We start from the raw sequence: 21,903 nt of genomic DNA, 5'->3' as shown, positions 1-21,903 counted from the left end.
GTCAGGAGTTCCTCACGGGGTGGCTGCCGGCTGCGGCTGGGGCGACAGCAGTGACACGGTGGACGGCCAGGAGCAGCCCGTGCTCCGGGTTCAGGACAGGCATGGGGAGACCGGACTCAGCCAAGAACCGCCCGGTTGCCTCGATGCCGCCGGCAAGCCACGCCGGAGACGCTGCCTGCAGGAACGCCCGCTTGTCATCCGCCGCGGGGTAAACCGCGTCCACCCGGTAGGTGGCGTCCGCCAGCAGCCCCGGCAGGCAGACCCGCCCCGGGACTTCGGCGAACGACGTCGCCAGGGACACCAGGGCGTAGAGGGCCTCGCCGCCGTCGTGGGACACGACGCCGTGGAGCCGGAGGGTCGGATCGGGCTCGTCGGCCCGTACCATGCGCCCGCTGTGCAGCAGGGGACGGTACTTCTTGAACAGCGCGATCGCCCCGGCAAGCTCGGTGCGCTCTGAATCGGTGAGGTGCCGGACATCCCATTCGAGGCCGAAGTGGCCGAACATCGCGGTGATCGCGCGGAAGGAGAGATCGTGCGTTCGCGTGGTGGTGTGGCTCGTGGTGGGGCCGATGTGCGATCCGACCAGCTCCGGCGGCACCACCATGCCGGTCCAGCGCTGGATGGTCTGCCGTTCCAGGGCATCGTTGCAGTCCGAGGCCCAGACCCTGTCGGTGCGTTCCAGGATTCCGAGATCCACGCGGGCGCCCCCCGAGGAGCAACTTTCAATCTCGACGTCCGGGTGGGCCAGACGGAGCTCGTCGAGGAGCCGGTACACGGCCCGTGTCTGGGCGTGCACCGAGGGGCGGCCGCCATGGCCCATTTCGGTCAGGTCCCGGTTCTGGTCCCATTTGAGATAGCTGATCCGGTGCTCGCTCAGCAGGGCATCGAGCCTGTCGTAGATGTACTGCCAGGCCTCCGGGTTGACGAGATCGAGGACCTGCTGGTGCCGCCACTGTTCCGGCAGCCGGCCTGCCTGGCTGCCCCCGGCGGGGCGCGGAGCCGGACCGGCGATCCAGTCCGGGTGGGCGCGGGCCAGATCGGAGTCTTCGTTGACCATCTCGGGTTCGACCCAGAGGCCGAATTCCATGCCGTGGCCGGTAACCGCGTCGATCAGCGGGGTCAGGCCGCCGGGCCAGAGGTCCCCGTCGACGTACCAGTCGCCGAGGCCGGCCTGGTCGTTGCGCCGGCCGCGGAACCAGCCGTCGTCGAGGACGTAGCGTTCCACGCCCAGCCGGGCGGCGGATTCGGCGAGATCGAGCAGCACCGGCAACCGGTGGTCGAAATACACCGCTTCCCAGACGTTGAGAACCACGGGACGGGCTTTGCCGGACCGCACGCCCGGGTGGTGGGGGCGGCCGCGGAACCATTTGTAGAAAGCATCGCTGACGCCGTCCAGGCCCGCGGCGGAGTACGCCGCGAACAGCCACGGGGTCTCGTAGCTGGCGTCCGGGGGCACGCTGATCTCGCCGGCGCCGAGCAGTTCCGAAGCGCCAATGACGGTCCGGCCATCCGCGGCGGCGTCTACGAAGCTCTCGTGGTTGCCGCTCCACCCCAGGTGCACGGCCCACACCTGCCCGTGGCGGTTGCCGAATCCGGGGGTGCCGGCTGCCAGGAGGAGTGAGGCGTCATGGCCGGTACGGCCGTGCCGGCCCGAGCGGACCCAGGTGCCTTGGTGCAGCGGCAGGCGCTGGGGGTGGGACTCCCGGCACCAGCGGCCGGTCAGGTCCAGGATTTCTGTGCCGGCGCGGCCCACCGGCAGCACGGCCGCGAGTTCGTCAAGGCTGTACGGGCCGGCGCCGTCGTTGTGGAGCCGGTGCCGGATCTGGAGCAGGCCGCCGTCGTTGATCCTGATCTCCGTGCGGACGCTGACACCAGCGTCTGGGTCGGCCTGGATGATGACCGCAGAGCAGTCTGCCTCGCCGGAACCGTCCTCGCCGGAAGCGTCGCGGCCGGAACGCACCCCGCCGGAACGCTCGACGCTGATAACGCGCAGCCGGGCCGAGAACGCCTGGCCGTTCCGGTGGCCGCGGAGGCCGGGCCGCCCGCGCCAGCCGGAGGACGCCTGCGGGATCAGCCCCAGCGCGACCGGGATGTCGAGGGCCGACCGCGGGACGGGGTCGGTGAGCAGCGAAAGGTCCGGCAGGTCCGGGCCGAGGTCGGCGCCGAAGTGCACCATGGCGGCCTCGCCCGTGCTGAAGTCGATGAGCAGGGACGTTCCGGACCGTCGAAGGTACAACGGCTCCAGATCTAGCGGCAACAGGTCCGGGACGCCGTGGGAGCGGGTCTCGGCGGCAAGGGTGAGGTCCGGGTTGTTCACGGTAGCTCCAGGCGTAGTGGTTGGGGTGGGCGGGGCCGTGCCGGTCAGCCTGCGGCTGCTGTGGGGTTCGCCGCGCGGGCGTCGCCGGTACTGGCCAGACGGAGCCGGCCGACGCGCTCGCCGAGAATGCGCCGGGCCTCACCGCCCAGGAGGTCGTCGCTGATCAGTTCGTCAGCGTCCTCCAGGCTGGCGATGGTGCTAATGCCGAGGGTGCCCCACTTCGTGTGGTCGGCCAGCACCACCACCCGGCGGGCCGCGGTGACGAAGGCCCGGTCGGTTTCGGCTTCCAGGACGTTGGGAGTGGTGAACCCGGCGTCGGCGTCGACCCCGTGGACGCCGAGGAACAGCACGTCCAGGTGCAGCTGTTTGAGGGCGGCCGTGGCCAGCGGCCCGACGAGGGCATCGGAGGGGGTGCGCTCGCCGCCGGTCAGGATCACGGTGGACGGGGACGAGCTTTGGTGGAAGACATCGGCGATCCGCACCGAGTTGGTGACCACAGTGATCCGCGGGCCCGTGGACAGCAGTTGAGCCAGCGCCCAGGTGGTGGTGCCGGCGCTGAGCCCCACCGCCATGCCCTCGCGTACCTGTGCGGCCGCCTCCTGCGCTATCGCCATTTTCTCGTCCTTGAGCTGGGTCACCTTCAGCTCGAAGCCTGGCTCGTGGGTGCCGGCTCCGCCGGGCAGCTTGGCCCCGCCATGGATCTTCTCCAGGGCGCCCGCCGCGTCGAGGGCCTCGATATCCCGCCGCACCGTCATCAGCGAGACGCCGAGCATCTTGGCGAGGTCCGCGACACGGACGATCCGCTCACGCTGGACCTCTGCGAGGATGGCGGAATGGCGGGCTGCGGCTAGCATGTGGAGTCCTTACTGGCTTGACTGGCTTGAGTGGCTGGCGGAGGTTCCGACCAGTTGGGCGGCGCGGGAACGGACGACGGCGACCCCTCCGGCCGGAAGGCCGAGCCCGCCGTCGAGTTCGGCGCCGGTGAGCAGGTCGACGCCTTCCAGCGGCAGCCGGACGTCGTGGCTCCCGTGGTTGATGCAGAACGTCCAGTCGGTCCCGTCCTTGCTGCGCCGGGCAACTTCCACATTGTCCGGCAGTTCCGGAACGAGGGGCTGCACCCCGGCATCGGCGCAGACGACGCCGAGCAGTTCGCCCAGGCCCTCCGGGGCGAGTGTCGTGGCGACATAGTAGGAGCGGCCGCTTCCGGCGCGGTTGCGGGTCACGGCGGGAGAGCCGGCCGCCGGTCCCTCTTCGACGGCCGCGAGGACCTCGGCGGTGGTAGCCCGCCCCAGTTCGTTCCAGCAAGTGCCCGCCCCGAAGCCGCTGAGCCGGACGCTTTCGCCGCCGCGCAGCGGAAAGAATTCTTCCATCCGGACGCCCAGCAGCCCGCTGAACGCGCCGGGGTAGCTGCCGAGCCTGATGTGGTCATTTTCGTCCACGATACCGGAGAAGTAGGTCACCACGAGGTGACCGCCGGCGCGTACGTAAGTGTCCAGGTTCGCTGCCCCGGCATCGCCCACAAGGTACTGCATTGGCGCGACCACGAGCCGGTAGCCAGAGAGGTCATCGGTGCTCTGGCGGAAGTCGGTGGGGATTCCGGCGCGGTAGAAGGCATCGTGCCAGCGCCGGGTTTCGGCGATGTTGGAGGCATCCACGCTCGGGTGTGAGTCCAGTTCCGAGGCCCAGCGGGCGTCGGTATCGTGGAGGATCGCGACGTCCACCCGGCCGGACGCCCCCGTGACCTCCGAGCCGCTGACCTCGGCGAGGCTGCGCAGCGTCTGGCCCAGCTGGACCACTTCGCGCCAAACCTTGGTGTCCGTGCCGGCATGCGGCAGCAGCCCGGAGTGGAACTTTTCGGCGCCCGCGCGCGAGGCCCTCCACTGGAAGAAGAGCGCGCCGTCGGCGCCGCGGGCAACGTGCTGCAGGGAATTGCGCAGCATCTCGCCGGGAGCTTTGGCGATGTTGCGGGGCTGCCAGTTCACGGCGGAGGTGGAATGCTCCATGAGCAGCCACGGCTTGCCTTTGGCCCAGCCGCGGGTGAGGTCCGCGGTTGCCGCCAGTTCCTGGAAGTTCCGCGGGTCCTCGGCGATCAGGTAGTGGTCGTTGGAGACCACGTCCATCTCCTCGGACCAGCGCCAGTAGTCCACGGGCTGGTGCAGGCCCATGTTGAACCCCATGAAGTTGGTGGTCACCGGGTGCCCTGAGTGCGAGCGGATGATCGCGGCCTCGGCCTTGTAGCACTCGAGCAGTTCATCGGAGGAGTAGCGGGCGAAGTCCAGCTGCTGGGTCGGGTTGACCCAGGTCCCGGAGGTGCGCGGGGGCAGGATCTGCTCCCAGGCCGAGTAGCGCTGGGACCAGAAGGCGGTGCCCCAGGCGGCGTTGAGGGCCTCGAGGCTGCCGTACCGGAGTTCGAGCCAGCGCCGGAAGCCTGCGGCCGCGCCGTCGGAGAAATCCGGCTGGTTGTGGCAGCCGTACTCGTTGTGGACGTGCCACATCACGACGGCGGGGTGGTCCTTGTACCGGACGGCGATCTGCTCGGTCAAGGCCGCGGCGGCGCGGCGGTATTCGGCGCTCGAGGCCGCGAAGGCCTGCCGCGAACCGTAACTGTGCCGCACGCCGTCGGCCGTGACCGGCAGCGACTCGGGGTACTTGTGGCTGAACCACGGCGGCGGCGATGCTGTGGCGTTCGCCAGGTCCACCCGGATGCCGTTCGTGTGCAGCAGGTCCAGGACCCGGTCCAGCCAGCCGAACTCGTAAGTGCCCTCGGATGGCTCAAGCAGAGACCAGCTGAAGATGCCCACGCTGACCAGGTTGACGCCGGCCTCGCGCATCAGCCGGACGTCCTCGTCCCAGGTCTCCTCTGGCCACTGCTCCGGGTTGTAGTCTCCGCCGAATGCGAGCATCGGGGAGCCCTCGGAGCCGAGGCGGGCGGTGATGTAGTCCATGGAGTGGTTGGTGCTGTTGTCCACGTTTATCCTTTGCTGGAGCCGAGGGTCAGGCCCGCCACGAAGTGGCGCTGCAGGAGCAGGTAGATGATCAGGGCCGGAATGGCGGTGATCATGGCGCCGGCGGCGATCAGGTTGTAGTTGGAGAGGAACTGGCCCTGGAGGTTGTTGATCGCGGTGGTCACCGGAAGGCGGTCGCCGCTTTGGATGAAGAGCAGGGGCCAGAAGAAGTCGTTGTAAATAAAGATCACCTCGAGCGTGCCCATGGCGGCCAGCGCCGGGCGGCACAACGGCAGGATGATGTCCCAGTACTGGCGCCAGACGCCGGCGCCGTCGACCAGGGCTGCCTCGGTCAATTCGGGGGACAGGGCCTTCATATAGTTCGAGAGGACGAACGTCACGAAGCCGATCTGGAAGGCGGTGTCCACGGCAATCACGCTGATGTACGTGTTGAGCAGGTTCCCGGAATCGCTGATGGCATAGGGCAGCTCGAAGTGCTTGAACATTTCAAAGAGCGGCGCCGCCAGCACCTGCGGGGGCAGCAGGTTTCCGGCGGTGAACATGATCAGCAGGGTGATGTTGAACTTCCAGCTCACCCGGCTCACGGCGAACGCCATCATGGAGGCGAAGAACAGGATCAGGAACACGGACGGGACCGTGATGAGCACCGAGTTCCAGAACAGCTGGGCAAAGCCGCCCTGCGTCCAGGCCTGGATGAAGTTGTCGAAGTTGAAGGCCCCGCCGGTGCTGAAGTAGCCGTACTTGTCTGTGTCCGCCTTGGGTCGCAGGGCTGTGAAAATGGCCCAGCCCAGGGGTACCAGCCAGATCGCCGCCATGACGATGAGGAACACGTGGGTGCCGTAGTGCCGCTTGCCCTGCTTGTTGTTGGTCGGCCGGCCCGGCCGGGGGCCGGTCCTGCCCGGCCCGGAGCTGCGCTCCCGGGCATCCGCCGGGGTGCCAGCAGCCGCGGCGTCGGTTGGATGGGCGATGCTCATGCCTCTTTGTCCTTTCCGAACGCGCGGGACAGGTAGAACGTGATGGGGATCAGCGAGATGACGAGCAGGATGACTGCCAGCGCCGAGCCGATGCCGATCACCTGCCCCTCGCCCACCAGGTTCTGGATGACCAGGGCGCTGATGAGTTCCAGGCCGTTGGTGCCGCGGTTGATCACGTAGACGATGTCGAACGCACGGAGGGATTCGATGACGGTGATGACGATGATGACGACGTTGACCGGGCGCATGGCCGGGAAGATCACCCGGAAGAAGGTCTGGGCCGCGTTGGCACCGTCAATCTGGGCCGCCTCGCGCAGGGTCGGATCCACTCCCTTGAGCCCGGCCAAGTACAGGATCATGACGTAGCCGGCGTGCCGCCAGGTGGCCGCGAAGAGGGCAGCCCAAATGTTGACACTGGAATCGCCGAACCAGTCGACGGCCTGGGGCGTGCCCGCCGTGCCGAGGAGGAAGTTCAAGAGGCCGCTGTCACGGTTGTAGAACAGCTGCCAGATGATCCCGATCAGGGCCAGGGACAGCATCACCGGGGCGAAGAAGATGCTCTGGTAGATCCGCGTGCCGCGGATGTTTTGGTCCAGGAGCACAGCCAGCAGCAGCCCCAATGGGGTGGCGACGAATGCCAGGAATGCCAGCCACAGCACGTTGTGCTGCATGGCCGGCCAAAACGGCGGGTAATCCTGGGCGATGAACTGGTAGTTCTCGACGCCGGCGGCCTTGATGTCGGTCAGTTCCAGCCCGTTCCAGCGGGTGAAGGACAACCCGACAGACATGAGCGTTGGGATCCAGACCAATACGAGCTGGATCAGCGTGGGGACGCCCACCATCATGCCGAGCACCACTTTGTCGCGGCCGGACAGCCGCCGAACCCGCCGTGCGGGGGCAGCGGCTGCCTTGCGCCCCCGCGCGGACGGACTGGTAGAGACACTCATGGAGATTCCTTGCCTTGAGACACGCCGTTACTGGGCGGCGTAGAGGGACTTGGCCTGGGCTTCCAGGTTCTTCACATCGACGTTGCCGTCCTTGATGAAGGACTGCAGGGCCGGGATCATCACGTTGTTGGCCATGGCGGGCAGGGCATCGCGGTCGAAGAACTGGCTGATGTTCTTGGCGCCGCTGATGGCCTCGGCCAGTTTCTTGTTCAGCGGAGTGAATTTGGACGTATCAGCGCCCTTGGCCGTGGCGATGTTGGACGAGTCGACCGAGGCGTACACATCCTGTCCCTCCGGGGTGCCGACGTAGGCCAGGAAGTCCCGGGCGGCCTGGTTCTGGCCGCCCTTCTTGGAGAGCAGGAGGCCGTCGATGGGTGCCTCGATGGCGTCCCGGCCCTCCACCGCGACCTCGGGGAACGGGAAGAAATCGATGTCGTCGGCGATTGCCTTGTCCGTGTACTGCTGGGTGAGGAAGGAGCCGAGCAGGTACATGCCGGATTTCTTGTCCGCGAGGGACTTCGCCGAGTCCTGCCAGGTCATGCCGAGGGCGTTCGGGTTCTGGTAGGGCAGAAGGGCCTTCCAGGTGTCGAAGACGTCGCTGACCTTCTTCTGGTCCCAGCTTTCCCTGTGCGCGGTTAGGTCCATGTGGAACTGGTAGCCGTTCAGGCGCATGTTCAGGTAGTCGAAGGTGCCCATGGCGGGCCAGCCGTCCTTGTCCGCAAATTCGATCGGGATCAGGCCGTCGGCCTTCATCTTGGCGGCGAGGGTCTTCAGCTCATCGAACGTCGTGGGGACGGTGTAGCCCTTTTGCGTCCAGAGGCTCTTGCGGTAAAAGAAGCCCCAGGGGTAGTTGTAGTTCGGGATCAGGTACATCTTGCCGTCGGCGCCCGTCGAGGCCTTCTTCAGGGCGTCGGAGTAGTTTGCACCGACCTTCTCCCAGACATCGTCAATCGGGGCGAGCAGTCCCTTGCCGGCGTAGTACTGCATGCGGTAACCGGCGAACCAGGTGAAGGAATCGTCCGGGCTGCCCTGCAGGTAGGTGTTGATCTTGTTCTGGAAGTCATTGTGAGCCACCACGTTGGTGGTGACCGCGACGCCGGACTTCTTCTGGAACGCGTCGGTCACCGCCTTGTAGGCGGCCTTGGGGACCTCGTCCGAGGAGCCGGAACCGAAGGTGGCCGTGTTCGCGCCGCTGCCGGCAGGTGCGCTGCCGCCCGTACATGCCGTGAGCAGGGGAATGCCGGCCATCGCGACTGCTCCGGCGCCGAATGTCTTCAGCAGCGTCCTCCGGTCCCACCCGCCTAGGTTGGAGGCCCGGAGCAGTGCGTCTTCATGCATGGTCATAATTTCTCCTTTGAAATAACGCGGGTGGCGTGAAGCAGCTCACATAATTAGCTATCATAATCGCACAATAAAGAACGTCAAGTAGCAAAAACGAACATTACAGCTCCTTGTCCCGTTGATCTCCTCGTGCGTTGACTTAGTACCCGCCCGCTCATAGCGTTAAGCCCCTCAGGGTGCCGATGTGGTCCGCCGGCCGGCGGTGGCGCCCGGATCCGCGGATACATGGCGAAAACCCAGGTGCACCCATGAAGATCAAGTCCACAGCCGCCGCCACGCTGCTCGTCCTGCTGTTCCTGGGCGGATTGCTCGGCGGTGCATCCGCACCGGCCTCGACCGAGGGCGCCACGTATTACGTGAGCGGGGACGGCAGTGACTCCAGTGACGGAACATCGCCACAATCGGCCTGGGCGACCCTCGATAAGGTCAACGCCACGGCGTTGCGGCCCGGAGACTCCGTCAGCTTTCGGCGGGGAGACATCTTCTCCGGAGGCCTGGTGGTCGGCCGGGGCGGCACCAGCCGGCTCAAGATCACCCTGAATGCCTACGGCAGCGGCAATCTGCCCGTAATTACGGGGGGACTGGCGGGCACCTGCGTCAGGCTCGACGGCGACTACGTCGCCGTGGACGGCCTGCGGGCGGAATCGTGCGGCTATGCAGGCTTCAGCATCTACGGTGACCACAGCTCCGTGCGGCACTCCGCCGCGGCAAACAATGCCGCGGGCATCAAGGTGAGCGACGGCTCCGACTTTGGCAGCTATTCCAACAACACGCTCGCTGACAACAACATCATGAACGTCAATACCCCGGGGGAGCGGTGCGGCACTGCGACGGCGGTGCAGTGCACCGATGATTCGGGCGCCTTCGGCTTCTTGATCAACGGCAGCGACAACGAGTTCGCCGGCAACACCATCACCGGTTCCACCGCGGTGTCCTACGACTTTGGCCACGACGGCAGCGCGTTCGAAATTTTCAACGGCAACCGGAACCGGATCCACCACAATGTGGCCGTGGACAACAACGTCTTCTCCGAATTGGGCCGCGGAAGGGGCGGAACAGCGGACGGCAACACGTACAGCTACAACCTCGTCCGGTCCACCTGTGGCCCGAATTGTTCCCAGGCCATGGGGCTGATCGCGCGCGGCAGGACGTCGTCCTTCGGCCCGACCAACGGCACCACGTTCGAATACAACACCGTATGGCTGGACGGCCCGGACTCCCAGGCCCTCGTCTGCCACGCCTCATGCCCGGCCTCCACCATCATCCGGGGCAACATCCTGGTAGCGGTCCGCAATGCCCTGTGGATGGACAGCGCAGGCTGGACGGAACAGGGGAATGTCCTCAACGGGCCCATCAACATCGCTCCGAGTGCCACCTCCACCACCGAACCCGCCGACTTTGTGAATGCACCCGCCGATCTCCACCTCTCCGCCGGAAGCCCGGCCATTGATCGGGCCGGGGTCAGCCCGTTCCCCATGGACCTGGACGGGCGGCCGGCCAACCAGGAGGCCGGCTGCCGCAGCGATGGCGCGGCCGACGCCGGAGCCTACGAATATAGGCCAGCTAACTGCTGAAACGCCGTGGCGGAGCGTCGGCTCCGATGCCGACGAGCCGGCGCTGGGCAGGATCCATCCTTGACAAGCGGCAACTGAACCGGTTTAGTAGTAGACATCACTTAACCGGTTCAGTGCAGGAAGCTGCCTCAGAACCACCTCCGGAAGGTATGGCCCCATGGCAGTCACCATCAGCGACGTCGCCCAAGCGGCCGGCGTCAGCAAGGGTGCCGTGTCCTACGCCCTCAACGGCCAGCCCGGGGTCAGCCCGGACACCCGGGACCGCATCCTCAGGGTGGCCAAGGACCTCGGCTGGAAGCCGAGCCTCCGGGCGAAAGGGCTGTCCTCAGCCAAGGCCTACGCGCTGGGCCTGGTGGTGGCCCGGGACCCTTCCCTGTTGGGAACGGACCCGTTCTTCCCGGCCTTCATCGCCGGGATCGAGACCGCGCTCGCCGAGCACGACTACACCCTGGTCCTGAGCGTCGCCACGGCGCCGGGCGCCGAGGAACGCTGCTACCGCAAGCTGGTGGACAACGGCAGGGTCGACGGCGTGATCCTCACCGATGTCCGGAGCAACGACTCCCGCATCCCGCTGCTGCTTGACCTGAAGTTGCCTGCGGTAACGCTGAACCGGCCCGACGCCAGCTCCCCGTTCCCGGCTGTGTCTGTGGACGAGTCGGCCGGGATCTTCGCGGCGGTGGAACATCTCGTGACCCTCGGACACCGCCGGATCGCCCATGTGGGCGGCGGCCAGGAGTATATCCACGGGCGGAGCCGCCGCCAGGCCTGGGAGGATGCGCTGGCCGCAGCCGGTCTTCCCTCGGACCACTTTGCCGCCGCCGACTTTACCGCTGCGGGGGGAGTGGCCGCCACCGCGGAACTGCTCCGCCGGGCGGACCGGCCCACCGCGATCGTGTACGCCAACGACCTCATGGCAACCGCCGGGCAGTCCTACGCGCAGTCCCTCGGGCTCAGCGTCCCGGGCGACCTTTCCGTCACCGGCTATGACAACGCGGAGTTCACTCAGTACCTCAACCCGCCGCTCACCACCCTGGCCACCGACCCCATGCTGTGGGGGCGGGTTTCAGCCCAAGTCCTCCTGAACCAGCTGGCCGGGACCCACCAGGGCGGGGATACAGCCCTCCCGGCGCCCCGCCTGGTGGTCAGGGCCTCCACCGGACCGGCCCCTGACTGACCGGTATCCGTCGACCGAAACCACAACCGCCGACCCTCATTTTTCTTCCTGCCTGAACACACCTAACCCTGGCATGCACCGTCAGGAAACCCCTCCCAAGGAGACGCAATGAAGCGCTTTTCAATTGCCACGCGAGTTTTGTCCGTGGCCGCACTGACCATCATGGGAGCGGGCCTGGCCGGCTGCGGCGGCGGCGCCAGCGGCGGCACCGCCGATTCGGCCACGACTGCCAAGGGTCCCATCAAGATCTGGTACTCAAACAACGAGTTCGAGGTCAAGTGGGGCAAGGCCATGGTGGAGTCGTGGAACTCCGCCCACCCGGACCAGAAGATCGATGCCCAGCAGATCCCGGCCGGCAAGAGCTCCGAGGAAGTCATCGGCGCGGCCATCACTGCCGGCAATGCCCCGTGCCTGGTCTTCAACACCGCTCCGGTCGCCGTTCCGCAGTTCCAGAAGCAGGGCGGACTCGTGCCGCTGGATTCCTTCCCCGACGGCGCCCAGTACATCAAGGACCGCACCGGCGACCTCGCCGACCAGTACAAGTCCGGCGACGGCAAAATGTACCAGCTGCCCTGGAAGTCCAACCCCGTGGTCCTGTTCTACAACAAGGACCTCTTCACCAAGGCCGGACTGGACGCCGCGCACCCCAAGCTCGGCACGCAGGCCGAATTCCTGGACACCGCCCGCACCCTGGTGAAGTCCGGAGCCGCCGCGAACGCGGTCTGGCCGTCCCCTGCCAGCGACTTCTTCCAGTCCTGGTTCGACTTCTACCCGTTCTACGCCGCGAACTCCGGGGGCGCTCCGCTGGTCAAGGATGGCAAGGCCACCTTCGACAGCGACCAGGGCAAGCAGGTAGCCACCATGTTCCAGACCCTGTACAAGGAAAACCTGGCCTCCAAGGAGGTCTACCAGGGTGACTCCTTCGCCGAGGGCAAGGCGGCCATGTCGCTGGCCGGGCCGTGGGCCATCGCCGCCTACAAGAACAAGGTCAACTGGGGCGCCGTGCCGGTACCGGCCGCGCAGGCCCAGACTGAAGGTTCCACGTTCTCGGACGCGAAGAACGTCGCGATGTACTCCGCCTGCGAGAACCAGGGCACGGCATGGGAAGTCATGAAGTTTGCCACCAGCAAGGAACAGGACGGCAAGCTCCTGGCGGACACCGGCCAGATGCCGATGCGCAAGGACCTCCCGGCCACCTACGCGGACTACTTTGCCAAGAACCCCCTCTACAAGCAGTTCGCGGAGCAGGCCAGCCACACTGTCGAGGTGCCCAACGTGTCCAACTCGGTTGAGGTCTGGCAGACCTTCCGCACCGCCTACGCCAAGTCCGTGATCTTCGGCAACGAAAGCGTCGACGCCGCGTTCAAGGCCTCTGCCGAGAAGATCGACCAACTCGCAGCCCAGAAGTAGCGGGTGAATCTCCATGTCACTTCGCTCAGCTGAAGGCGCCCCCGCCACAGGGGACGCCGCCGGGCGGGCTGGGGACCGGCGGCCGGCGGCCAGGAAACGCAAGAACTTCCTGGGCCGCCAGCCCTTGGGCCTGCTGTTCAGTGCCCCCTACGTCATCTACGTCCTGGGCGTGCTGGCGTTTCCGCTTGGCTACGCCGTCTACATGTCCTTCCACGACTTCTTCTTCACCGCGCCGAAGGTCAAGGTGGACCGCCCGTTCGTGGGCCTGGAGAACTACATCACGGTCCTCACGGACCCCGCCGTGCAGCGTTCCTTCGCCAACATCGGGATCTTCCTGCTCATCAACGTCCCGCTGACCGTGGGCCTGTCCCTGGTCCTGGCCAACGCCCTGAACCGTGTGACCAAGCTCAAGACGTTCTTCCGGGTCAGCTACTACGTCCCTTACGTCACGGCGAGCGTCGCCGTCGTCGGCGTCTGGCTGTTCCTGTTCCAGCAGAACGGACTGGTCAACTCGGTCCTCGGGCCGCTGGCGCCGAACCCCTCGTGGCTTGTGAACTCCTGGCTCGCGATGCCCACCGTGGCACTGTTCGTGACGTGGAAGCAGCTAGGGTTCTTCATCCTGCTGTACCTGGCCGCGCTGCAGAACATCCCGGAGGAGCTGTACGAGTCCGCCTCGGTGGACGGCGGCAACAAGTGGGTGCAGTTCTGGAACATCACCGTTCCCGGCGTCCGCTCGGCGAGCGTGCTGGTGACCCTGCTGGCCACCATCACCGGCGCCAACCTGTTCACGGAACCGTACCTGCTCACCGGCGGCGGCGGCCCGGACGGGGCCTCCACCTCACCGGTGTTCCTGATGTACCAGATGGGCATCCTGCAGGGGAATCCCGATCTGGCGGCCGCACTGGGTGTGGTGCTGGTGATCGGCGTGCTGCTGATTGCCCTGATCCAGAAACGCCTCGTGGGCGGGAAGGAGGACTGACATGTCAATTCTCAACAAGGCAGCTGCGCCCAACGACGAGAACAGCGGGAGCAACGACAGTAACGGACGCGACGGCGCACGCCGCCCCGGCACCCCCGCCGGCAAACCCGCCAGCAAACAGAGGGCAGGCGCCTCCGGCGTCGAGAAACGCAGGAGCCTCGGCCTCGGCAGCTTTCTGCTGCTGGCCGTGGGCGCGTTCGTCTTCCTCTTCCCGTTCTACTACATGTTCATCGGCTCGTTGCAGACCTCACCGGACACTTCGGTGGCCGGGGCGTTCCCCAACCCGGCGAACCTCACCGGCCAGAACTACGCCAACATCAACAACTCCATCAACCTGCTCAAGGGCCTGGTCAATTCGGGCATCTTCACCGGCGGCGTCATCTTCTTCACCGTGGTCTTCGGCCTGCTCGTGGGCTACGCCCTGGCGCAGATGCACTTCCGCGGCAAGGGGCTGGTGTTTGGCATGATGCTGCTGGTGCAGATGGTCCCGTTCCAGCTGCTGCTCATCCCGCTCTACGTGATGATCGTGCGGGACTATGGCCTGGCGGACACGTACCTGGGCATGATCCTGCCCTTCGCGATCAACTCCACAGCCGTGTTCGTCTTCCGTCAGTACTTCATGCAGCTGCCCTCCACGCTCTTTGAGGCGGCCAGGATCGACGGCGCCTCCGAGCTGCGGATCCTGTGGCAGATCGCCATCCCGCTGGTGAAACCCGCGATTGTCACGGCGGTCCTGCTGACCTTCATCGGGCCGTGGAACGAGTTCCTCTGGCCGTTCCTCGTGACCAAGGACCAGTCCATCCAGCCGCTCGCCGTCTCGCTGGCGAACTACATCTCCAACATCTCCGCAACGGCATCCAACCCGTTCGGCGCCATCCTGGCGGGCGCCTGCGTCCTCGCAGCACCCGCCGTCGCACTCTTCATCTTCTTCCAGCGTCAGTTCATTTCCACCAATATCGGATCCAGCGTAAAGGGTTAATCTATGACCTCCCCCCAGACTTCCGCACTCCCCACAGTCCCCTTCACCCTCACCCGTGCCGGCGTCATCATGACCCCGGAACCGGGCAACGAATTTGAGGCCGAGGGTGTGCTCAACCCGGCCAGCGGCCGCGGTCTCGACGGCGAGCTCTACCTGCTGCCGCGCCTGGTCGCCAAGGGCAACGTCTCCCGCGTGGGACTGGCCAAGGTGGTCATCGAAGACGGCGTCCCCACCGGCGTCGAACGCCAGGGCATCGTCCTGGCCCCCGACGAGGGCTGGGAACGCGGCCTGAACAACGCCGGCACCGAGGACCCCCGCACCACCTGGGTGCCGAGCCTCGGCAAGCACCTGATGACCTACGTCGCCTACGGCCCGCTGGGCCCCCGCCTGGCCTTCGCCTACTCCGAGGACCTGCGCAACTGGCACCGGCTGGGCCCGTGCCTCTTCGGCTACCAGGCCGACCTGTCGATGGACCTGAACCTGTTCCCGAACAAGGACGCCGTGTTCTTCCCGGAGCCGGTCAACGACCCCGACGGCGTGCCCTCCTACGCGATGCTGCACCGCCCGATGTGGGACCTCGGCTGGATCCGCGAGGGCGAAGGTGAGCACCTGCCGGCCGGCGTCACCGACAACCGCCCCGGCATCTGGATCTCCTACGTTCCGGTCGCGGACGTCGAAAAGGACATCAGCAACCTCGTGCACATGGCCAAGCACCGGCTCGTCGCGCTGAGCGAGTTCCCGTTCGAGGAACTGAAGATCGGCGGCGGCCCCGCCCCGATCCGCGTGGACGAAGGCTGGCTGCTGATCCACCACGGCGTCTCCGGTGAGCTCGCGAAGTCGGCGTTCGACCACCAGCAGAACGTCAACTACACCGCTGCCGCGATGATCCTCGACGCCGATGACCCCTCCAAGGTGATCGCCCGCAGCGACAAGCCGCTCCTGGCGCCCGAAACCGAGGACGAGATGTCCGGAATCGTGCCCAACGTCGTGTTCCCGACAGCGATCGAGAAAATCGGCGAGCAGCTGTTTGTGTTCTACGGCATGGCGGATTCGAAGATCGGTGTCGCCAAGCTGGACCGGATTCCCGCCAACTAGGACCTCCGCCGCCCCCGCCCGACGACCAGACAGCCAGCCCAGCCAGCCAGGAGCCACCGATGACGAACAACGATGTCCGCCCGAAACGAAGAAATCGATTCACGGCCGTGGCCGTGTCCGCATCGATGCTCCTGCTCGTGTTCCCGCTTGGGGCGGGTGCCGCCAGCGCGGCACCCGCCCCGGGGACGGCAGCTGTCCCGGGTGGGGCGCCTGTCCCGGGCGGGGGGACAGGGAAGCGGGCTGCCGTTCCGGCCGCGCCCGCCGGAGCACCCCTGACCAACCTCAGCCATCTGAACTTCCTGATGGACACCGTGCCGCTCACCCCGGTGGAGGGGCACACCACCTATCAGCTGGACCGGATCCCCTCGGCCCAGGCGCCGTGGACGTACGCGGACAAGAAAGCGGACGGCAGCTACGCCCGGATCGGCGGCGGGGACCTGGACCCTGCCACCGGCCACTGGAGCCAGGGCGCCTACAACGCCGACGACATCGCCCGCACCGCCGTCGTTTACCTGCGGCACTGGAAGCAGACCGGCGACCCCGCCAGCAAGGAACGCGCCTTCCAAGCCCTGCGCTCCCTGACGTACCTGCAGACCACGGCCGGGCCCAACGCCGGCAACGTGGTCCTCTGGCAGCAGGCCGACGGCACGCTCACGCCGAGCGCCAAGCCGGTGGAACTGCCGGACCCCTCCGATTCGGCCGAATCCTACTGGCTGGCTCGCACCGTCTGGGCCCTCGGGGAAGGCTACGCCGCCTTCGCCGGCGCCGACCCGGCCTTCGCGTCCTTCCTGCGCGAACGCCTGCAGTTGGCCCTTGGCTCGCTCGACAAACAGTCCCTCGCCAAATACGGCACGTATGACACGGCCGACGGCGTCAAGGTCCCCGCCTGGCTGATCTCCGGCGGCGCCGACGCCTCCGCCGAGGCCGTGCTCGGGCTCGCCGCCTACAACAAGGCGGCCCCCGGCGACCGCGTCGCCACCCAGGCGCTCACCCGGCTGAGCGAGGGCGTCGCCGCGATGTCCTCGGGCTCCAGCACTCAATGGCCCTTCGGCGCGATCCTGCCGTGGAACAAGTCCCGGACGCTCTGGCACGCCTGGGGCGGGATGGCTCCGGCCGCAGCCGCCACCGCCTCAACCGTGCTGAACAAGCCCCGGCTGCTCGAAGCCGCCGTGAAGGATTCCGCCCAGTTCACCCCGGAGCTGCTCGCCGCGGGCGGGCCGGACAACGCCTGGAGCCCCACGCCCGGCGAGGCACAAATCGCCTACGGCGTGGACTCCCGTGTCCAGAGCCTCGTGGCGACCGCGAAGGCCGCCAAAGCCCCCGGCCTGCTGGAGCTCGCAGCCATTGCGGCAGGCTGGTTCTTCGGCGCCAACCCCAGCGGCGCCCCCGCCTACAACCCCGCCGCCGGCACCGCGATCGACGGAATCGAGCCCGACGGCCGGGTGAACCCGAACTCCGGCGCCGAATCCACCATCCATGCCCTGTTGACCATGCTGGCGCTGGACGCCAACCCGGAGCTGAAGGCCAAGGCGCTCGGCATCACCCGCACCGTCTCGACCCACGGGCTGAGCGTCGTCGAGGCCGAATCCGGTGCCATCGCAGGCAACGGCACCGTGGTCAGGCCCGCCTCAGCCTGGACCGGGGAAGCCAACCTCTCCGGCGGCGCCTACGTCGCTCTGAAGACAGGTGCGTCCCTGAGCCTGCCACTGCCGGCCGCCGGGGAACCCCGCAATATCTACCCGATCGTCAACCAGGGAATCGCCCCCTCCGGCTCGACCAGCTGGACCGCGGGCAAGGGCCCGCTTGGCAGCACCCGGAACGGCGGCGCCGGCGCCCAGGGCATCACCGATGCGCCGGGCGTCCTCTTCCCGTTCGCGCTGAAACGCGCGCTGCCCGCCGCGGCGGCCGCCGTCGTCGGCACCACCGACGGTGACGTCGCCCTGGATGCCCTGCTCATCCAGCCGCAGCTTTCCACAGTCTCGGTCTCCGGAGCCGGCGGCGAATCCACGCTGTACGTCAGCGCGGCCCCGGAACGCATTGAACGGACGGTGAACCTGCCCGCAGGCTTCCGCCTGACCCAGCAGGCATTCGATGCGTCAGGCCGGCCCGTAGCCCCGGGCCCGCGGCAGGCGGACGGGTCCGGCCGTGTCGCTGTGGCCCCGGGCGGATTCACCTGGGTGACGACAGTCCGTAACTAACTCCTATCACCGCTAACACCGATCACCACGGCCCGTGGTCCCGGCGGCTTGGCATGCATTGATGAACAGGAAGACCCCATGCAAAAAATCACTACCCAGGCACTGCTCGAGACTTACGAGGGAGCGCTCACGTTCAGCAACCCGCTGACCGATACCATCTCCACCGATCAATTCTCCGCCGAGTACCCTGAACGCCCGGAATGGGCTGTGGGCCCGTTCCGCAAGGACGACTCCCTGACTTTCCGGCAGGTCCAGGACTGGGACGACCCCACCGGCATCGGCTGGACGGCGGATTCGATCTTCAATCCGTCCCTCATGGAGCGGGATGGCAAGCTCTACCTTTTTTACCGGGCCTCCCCGCGCAAGGAATCAGTCTCCAGCCGCATCGGTGTTGCCGTCCTCGATCCCCAAACCGGGTGGCAGGACAACCCGTCCAACCCGGTCATCTACCCCACCATGGACAATGAGATCCTCGGCTGCGAGGATCCCAAGGTGTACCAGGCCAATGGCCGGTACTACATGTTCTACAACGGGATCTGGACGATCGACCACAGCGATGAACAGCCCGGCCAGAATTCCGAGGCGTATCCCCTGGGCGATGTTGGCTGCGACATCAATGTTGCCGTGTCAGATGACCTGATCCACTGGGAAAAGCTCGGTTTGGCGGTCCCCCACGAGATTTCGCGTTACTGGGCCAAGGGGGCCGTCATCCCGCGAAACGCCCGCGGCGAAGCCGTCAAGATCGGTGGCGACTACCTGATGTATCTCTCCGAGGGCTGCGGTGGAACCACCCACGTTGGACGGTCCTCCGACATGGTGAACTGGACGTTTGAGCCGCAGGACTACCTGGACCTTGAACCGCTGGGCGGCTCATTGCACGAAGTGGCCTGCGCAATCGTCGGCGAAGGCGAACGGACCGAGCTGGTCCTGGACTTCTTCTATGGCGACGCCAACGGGCAGTTCTCCGCAGCTCAGGCACTGTATGACACCAACCAGCCCTTCACACAGAAGGCGCTCCACAAGGGTGGATCGCTGGCGTGGGGAGGGCTGCTGAAGTGCGGTGGAAGCTGGGTGTTTGCCCAGGGCTGGGATGCTCCCAAGGGATCCAGGGAGATGTACTTCTACCGCGCCGACCGCAGCTAGCGCCCAAACGCCCGGTTATGTTCCCGGCGGCCTGCAGACGTTACATACCTGCAACCGCCGGGACACCCGGGCGAAACTGCGTCAGGAGGATACTGGAAGTGCGCCCTTCCGAGGACGCTTCTCATGCAGGCATTGGGGACTATTCGAAGGACTCCGCACATGCCCACTCCGCTCAACCAGTCCTTGGCTGACTCTGCCCTCCTGACCAAATCCCTCCCGCTGGGCCTGCTCCGGGCCTTCGTGCAGACTGACGCCGCCGATGACGGGCTGACACCCCAACTGCTGGCTGAGCTCAAGGTCCTGGCCCGCACCCCCGGACTGCTGGTGGCGTGCAACTACGGCGGAACGCTCTGCGCGGCGGAAGGGATCTCGACCGAGACCCTGCCGCTGGCCAGTGCCGCGATCGCCCTCCGCGCGCTCGCCGCCCTGCCCAATACGCACGCTGCCGTCATTTCCGGCCGGTCCCTCCGCGACCTCGCCGCCGTCTCACGCCTGCCCGCCGAGGTGCATCTGGTGGGCTCGCACGGTGCTGAGTTCGACATGAGCTACGCGCACGGGCTGTCGCTTGCCACCGAATCTGTGGTGCAACAGGCCAGCCTGGCACTCGCGGAAACCGTGGGCGCCTACCGTGGCATCACCATCGAGCGGAAGCCGGTTGCCGTGTCGGTGCACACCCACGCGGCCGCACCCGACGTCGTTGCACTAGCCGCCGAGCAGGCAGAGAAGATCGCGCAGGCGCACGGGCTCACCTTTATTGTGGACGGCTCGGTGCTGGACCTCTCCGCGGTGAAACCTTCCAAGGCCTCCGCACTGGAGCACCTGCGCTCCGTGCTCGGCGCCAGTGCCGCACTCTACGCCGGCGACGCGTCCAGCGATGAGCTGGCCATGGCAACGTTGCGCGGGCCGGACATGGCGCTGCGCGTGGGGGAGGGGCCCAGCGTGGCGAACCACAGGCTCCGGGACACGGAGTCGTTCGCCCGGGTCCTGGCGATCCTGTTCGAACTGCGGCGGGCGTGGCTTTTCGGCGAGGATGCCGTGGGGCTGGAACGGCACTCCATGATCGGCAACGGCTCCTCCACCGCCCTGATCACGCCGGACGCGAAGATCTGCTGGATGAGCCATCCGCGGCCGGACTCGGGGTCGCTGTTTGCCCATCTCCTCGGCGGCGATGCGGCCGGCCACTTCTCCGTGGAACCGGTGAAGTCCTCTCAGGTCCTTGGCCAGCGCTACGTGGACAGCACCATGATCGTCGAAACCCGCTGGGCCGACGTCACGGTGACGGATTACCTGGAGCCGGCCCCCACAGGCATCACCAGCCTGGTCCGCGTGCTCTCCGGCACCGGCACAGCCCGGATCACTTTCGCGCCGCGGCCGGACTACGCGAATGCGCCGTTCAGCATGGAGGTGCGCGGCACGGAACTGCACGTCGTGGGAACCGCGGATCCCATCGCCCTTCGGGCGCCCGGAGTGGCCTTTTCCATCACCTCGGACGGGCGGCACGCCACCGCCACGGGCGACGTCGACCTGCGGGAGGGCCCCGTGGTCCTCAACCTGCGCTGCGGTGACACGGAACCGCAGCCGGCGGTGCCGGAGGACGAGACCGGGCGCCGCGCCGCCGTCGTCCATCATTCCCGGCGCTGGGTCCACGAGCTGCAACTGCCTGGCGTGAAGCCCTCGCTGGTCCGCCGGTCCGCGCTGGTGCTCCGGGCCCTGGTCCACGAACCCACCGGCGCAGTGCTGGCCGCGCCCACCACCTCACTGCCGGAGGGAATCGGCGGCACCCGGAACTGGGACTACCGGTACTGCTGGCTGCGGGACGGGTCCATGACTGTCAACGCCCTCGTGGACTTGGGCTCCACAGCCGAGGCCGAGGGCTTCCTGGCCTGGCTGGGCCGGATCCTGGCCAGCGCCCCGGGCCCGGAGTGGCTACACCCGCTGTACTCGGTGACCGGGGCGCCGCTGTCCACCGAGGCGATCATCGAGAGCCTGCCCGGCTACGCGGGATCGCGCCCGGTCCGGATCGGGAATGCTGCCGACCACCAGGTGCAGCTGGACGTATTTGGCCCGATTGCCGAGCTGATTCACGCCCTCAGCGCCCGCCAGGGCGTGCTCTCCGACGACCACTGGGAGCTGCTCGTCCAGATGGCCGCGGCCGTGCTGGCCCGCTGGCATGAAGCGGACCACGGCATCTGGGAGGCCAGGCGGGCGCCGCGGCACCATGTCTACACGAAGGTGATGTGCTGGGTGGCGCTGGACCGGGCGCTGCGCACGGCCGCCCGGCATGGCCGGGAACCGCTGCCGGCCTGGGAACCCACAGCGGCGAAAATCCGGCAGGAAGTCCTGCGCGAAGGCTGGGACGACTCGGCCAACTCCTACACCGTGGCGTACGACAGCCCTGACCTGGATGCAGCTGTGCTGCACATCGGCCTCTCCGGCCTGCTGGAGGTCAACGACCCCCGCTTCCTGGCCACCGTCACGGCGGTGGAACGGGAACTGCGGGTGGGGCCCACCGTTTTCCGCTACCGGTACGACGACGGCCTGCCCGGCCTGGAGGGCGGCTTCCACATCTGCACCACGTGGCTGATCGAGGCCTACATCGCCGTCGGCCGGATTGAGGAGGCCTGGGACCTCTTCGACCAGCTGGTGAACCTGTTCGGCCCCACGGGGTTGCTGCCGGAGGAATACGATCCCGGCACGGAAACCCACCTGGGCAACCATCCCCAGGCGTATTCGCACCTGGGCTTCATCCGCTGCGCCCGGCTCCTGCACGACCACCAGAGGAACTGACCACCACCGGTCCACACAG

Annotated in this window: 15 protein-coding genes; 9 read left to right on the top strand and 6 right to left on the bottom strand. The window is 67.1% G+C overall.

All coding sequences use genetic code 11. The annotated features are described in order from the left end of the window. Position 1 precedes the first annotated feature (1 nt). From AC1DKQ_RS08985 to AC1DKQ_RS08960, 6 genes are all read right to left on the bottom strand, one after another. Positions 2-2,245, bottom strand: a complete 2,244-nt coding sequence (locus AC1DKQ_RS08985; protein ID WP_476918773.1) for an alpha-galactosidase — start codon at positions 2,243-2,245, stop codon at positions 2-4. A 116-nt stretch (positions 2,246-2,361) separates the two neighbouring features. After that, positions 2,362-3,171, bottom strand: coding sequence for a DeoR/GlpR family DNA-binding transcription regulator (locus tag AC1DKQ_RS08980; protein ID WP_476885860.1), 810 nt, complete (start codon positions 3,169-3,171; stop codon positions 2,362-2,364). 9 nt (positions 3,172-3,180) lie between these two features. Then, complete coding sequence (locus AC1DKQ_RS08975) at positions 3,181-5,286, bottom strand: beta-galactosidase (protein WP_476885861.1); 2,106 nt, start codon at positions 5,284-5,286, stop codon at positions 3,181-3,183. 2 nt (positions 5,287-5,288) lie between these two features. Further along, positions 5,289-6,257 (bottom strand): carbohydrate ABC transporter permease, encoded by a 969-nt coding sequence (locus AC1DKQ_RS08970; RefSeq protein WP_476918763.1) that lies wholly within the window; start codon positions 6,255-6,257, stop codon positions 5,289-5,291. Beyond that, a complete protein-coding gene (locus tag AC1DKQ_RS08965) occupies positions 6,254-7,204 on the bottom strand; it encodes a carbohydrate ABC transporter permease (RefSeq protein WP_476918762.1) in 951 nt (316 codons plus the stop codon). The genes AC1DKQ_RS08970 and AC1DKQ_RS08965 overlap by 4 nt, the downstream gene beginning before the upstream one ends. Positions 7,205-7,231: 27 nt before the next feature. Further along, positions 7,232-8,548 (bottom strand): ABC transporter substrate-binding protein, encoded by a 1,317-nt coding sequence (locus tag AC1DKQ_RS08960; RefSeq protein ID WP_476918761.1) that lies wholly within the window; start codon positions 8,546-8,548, stop codon positions 7,232-7,234. A 245-nt stretch (positions 8,549-8,793) separates the two neighbouring features. Here AC1DKQ_RS08960 and AC1DKQ_RS08955 point away from each other — a divergent pair, with 245 nt between their 5' ends. The 9 genes from AC1DKQ_RS08955 (at position 8,794) to AC1DKQ_RS08915 (ending at position 21,884) form a co-directional block, all read left to right on the top strand. After that, on the top strand, positions 8,794-10,119 hold the full coding sequence (locus tag AC1DKQ_RS08955; protein ID WP_476918760.1) for a right-handed parallel beta-helix repeat-containing protein: 1,326 nt from the start codon (positions 8,794-8,796) through the stop codon (positions 10,117-10,119). A gap of 157 nt (positions 10,120-10,276) precedes the next feature. Beyond that, positions 10,277-11,293, top strand: a complete 1,017-nt coding sequence (locus tag AC1DKQ_RS08950) for a LacI family DNA-binding transcriptional regulator (RefSeq protein ID WP_476918759.1) — start codon at positions 10,277-10,279, stop codon at positions 11,291-11,293. Positions 11,294-11,401: 108 nt separating this feature from the next. Beyond that, a complete protein-coding gene (locus tag AC1DKQ_RS08945; protein ID WP_476885867.1) occupies positions 11,402-12,703 on the top strand; it encodes an ABC transporter substrate-binding protein in 1,302 nt (433 codons plus the stop codon). A 13-nt stretch (positions 12,704-12,716) separates the two neighbouring features. Then, complete coding sequence (locus tag AC1DKQ_RS08940) at positions 12,717-13,682, top strand: carbohydrate ABC transporter permease (RefSeq protein ID WP_476918758.1); 966 nt, start codon at positions 12,717-12,719, stop codon at positions 13,680-13,682. Between the two features lies 1 nt (position 13,683). Beyond that, on the top strand, positions 13,684-14,661 hold the full coding sequence (locus AC1DKQ_RS08935) for a carbohydrate ABC transporter permease (protein ID WP_476918757.1): 978 nt from the start codon (positions 13,684-13,686) through the stop codon (positions 14,659-14,661). Positions 14,662-14,664: 3 nt separating this feature from the next. Beyond that, positions 14,665-15,756, top strand: a complete 1,092-nt coding sequence (locus tag AC1DKQ_RS08930) for a glycoside hydrolase family 130 protein (RefSeq protein ID WP_476918756.1) — start codon at positions 14,665-14,667, stop codon at positions 15,754-15,756. A gap of 59 nt (positions 15,757-15,815) precedes the next feature. Further along, positions 15,816-17,954: a hypothetical protein gene (locus AC1DKQ_RS08925; protein ID WP_476918755.1), complete on the top strand. Its 2,139-nt coding sequence runs from the start codon at positions 15,816-15,818 to the stop codon at positions 17,952-17,954. A 78-nt stretch (positions 17,955-18,032) separates the two neighbouring features. Next, positions 18,033-19,097, top strand: a complete 1,065-nt coding sequence (locus tag AC1DKQ_RS08920) for a glycoside hydrolase family 130 protein (RefSeq protein WP_476918754.1) — start codon at positions 18,033-18,035, stop codon at positions 19,095-19,097. A gap of 159 nt (positions 19,098-19,256) precedes the next feature. Further along, positions 19,257-21,884: a trehalase-like domain-containing protein gene (locus AC1DKQ_RS08915; RefSeq protein ID WP_476918753.1), complete on the top strand. Its 2,628-nt coding sequence runs from the start codon at positions 19,257-19,259 to the stop codon at positions 21,882-21,884. Positions 21,885-21,903: the final 19 nt, after the last annotated feature.

It is taken from the genome of Arthrobacter sp. 05L421, assembly GCF_056397785.1.
Note: the sequence above shows the minus strand (reverse complement) of the source record. Positions and strands in the feature narration are given on the sequence as shown.

Excerpts from the sequence above, each read along its gene's own strand:
- AC1DKQ_RS08915 (WP_476918753.1), top strand. The coding sequence starts at position 19,257 with ATGCCCACTCCGCTCAACCAGTCCTTGGCTGACTCTGCCCTCCTGACC.
- AC1DKQ_RS08965 (WP_476918762.1), bottom strand. The coding sequence starts at position 7,204 with ATGAGTGTCTCTACCAGTCCGTCCGCGCGGGGGCGCAAGGCAGCCGCT.
- AC1DKQ_RS08955 (WP_476918760.1), top strand. The coding sequence starts at position 8,794 with ATGAAGATCAAGTCCACAGCCGCCGCCACGCTGCTCGTCCTGCTGTTC.
- AC1DKQ_RS08960 (WP_476918761.1), bottom strand. The coding sequence starts at position 8,548 with ATGACCATGCATGAAGACGCACTGCTCCGGGCCTCCAACCTAGGCGGG.
- AC1DKQ_RS08945 (WP_476885867.1), top strand. The coding sequence starts at position 11,402 with ATGAAGCGCTTTTCAATTGCCACGCGAGTTTTGTCCGTGGCCGCACTG.
- AC1DKQ_RS08970 (WP_476918763.1), bottom strand. The coding sequence starts at position 6,257 with ATGAGCATCGCCCATCCAACCGACGCCGCGGCTGCTGGCACCCCGGCG.
- AC1DKQ_RS08930 (WP_476918756.1), top strand. The coding sequence starts at position 14,665 with ATGACCTCCCCCCAGACTTCCGCACTCCCCACAGTCCCCTTCACCCTC.
- AC1DKQ_RS08935 (WP_476918757.1), top strand. The coding sequence starts at position 13,684 with ATGTCAATTCTCAACAAGGCAGCTGCGCCCAACGACGAGAACAGCGGG.
- AC1DKQ_RS08980 (WP_476885860.1), bottom strand. The coding sequence starts at position 3,171 with ATGCTAGCCGCAGCCCGCCATTCCGCCATCCTCGCAGAGGTCCAGCGT.
- AC1DKQ_RS08920 (WP_476918754.1), top strand. The coding sequence starts at position 18,033 with ATGCAAAAAATCACTACCCAGGCACTGCTCGAGACTTACGAGGGAGCG.
- AC1DKQ_RS08940 (WP_476918758.1), top strand. The coding sequence starts at position 12,717 with ATGTCACTTCGCTCAGCTGAAGGCGCCCCCGCCACAGGGGACGCCGCC.
- AC1DKQ_RS08950 (WP_476918759.1), top strand. The coding sequence starts at position 10,277 with ATGGCAGTCACCATCAGCGACGTCGCCCAAGCGGCCGGCGTCAGCAAG.
- AC1DKQ_RS08925 (WP_476918755.1), top strand. The coding sequence starts at position 15,816 with ATGACGAACAACGATGTCCGCCCGAAACGAAGAAATCGATTCACGGCC.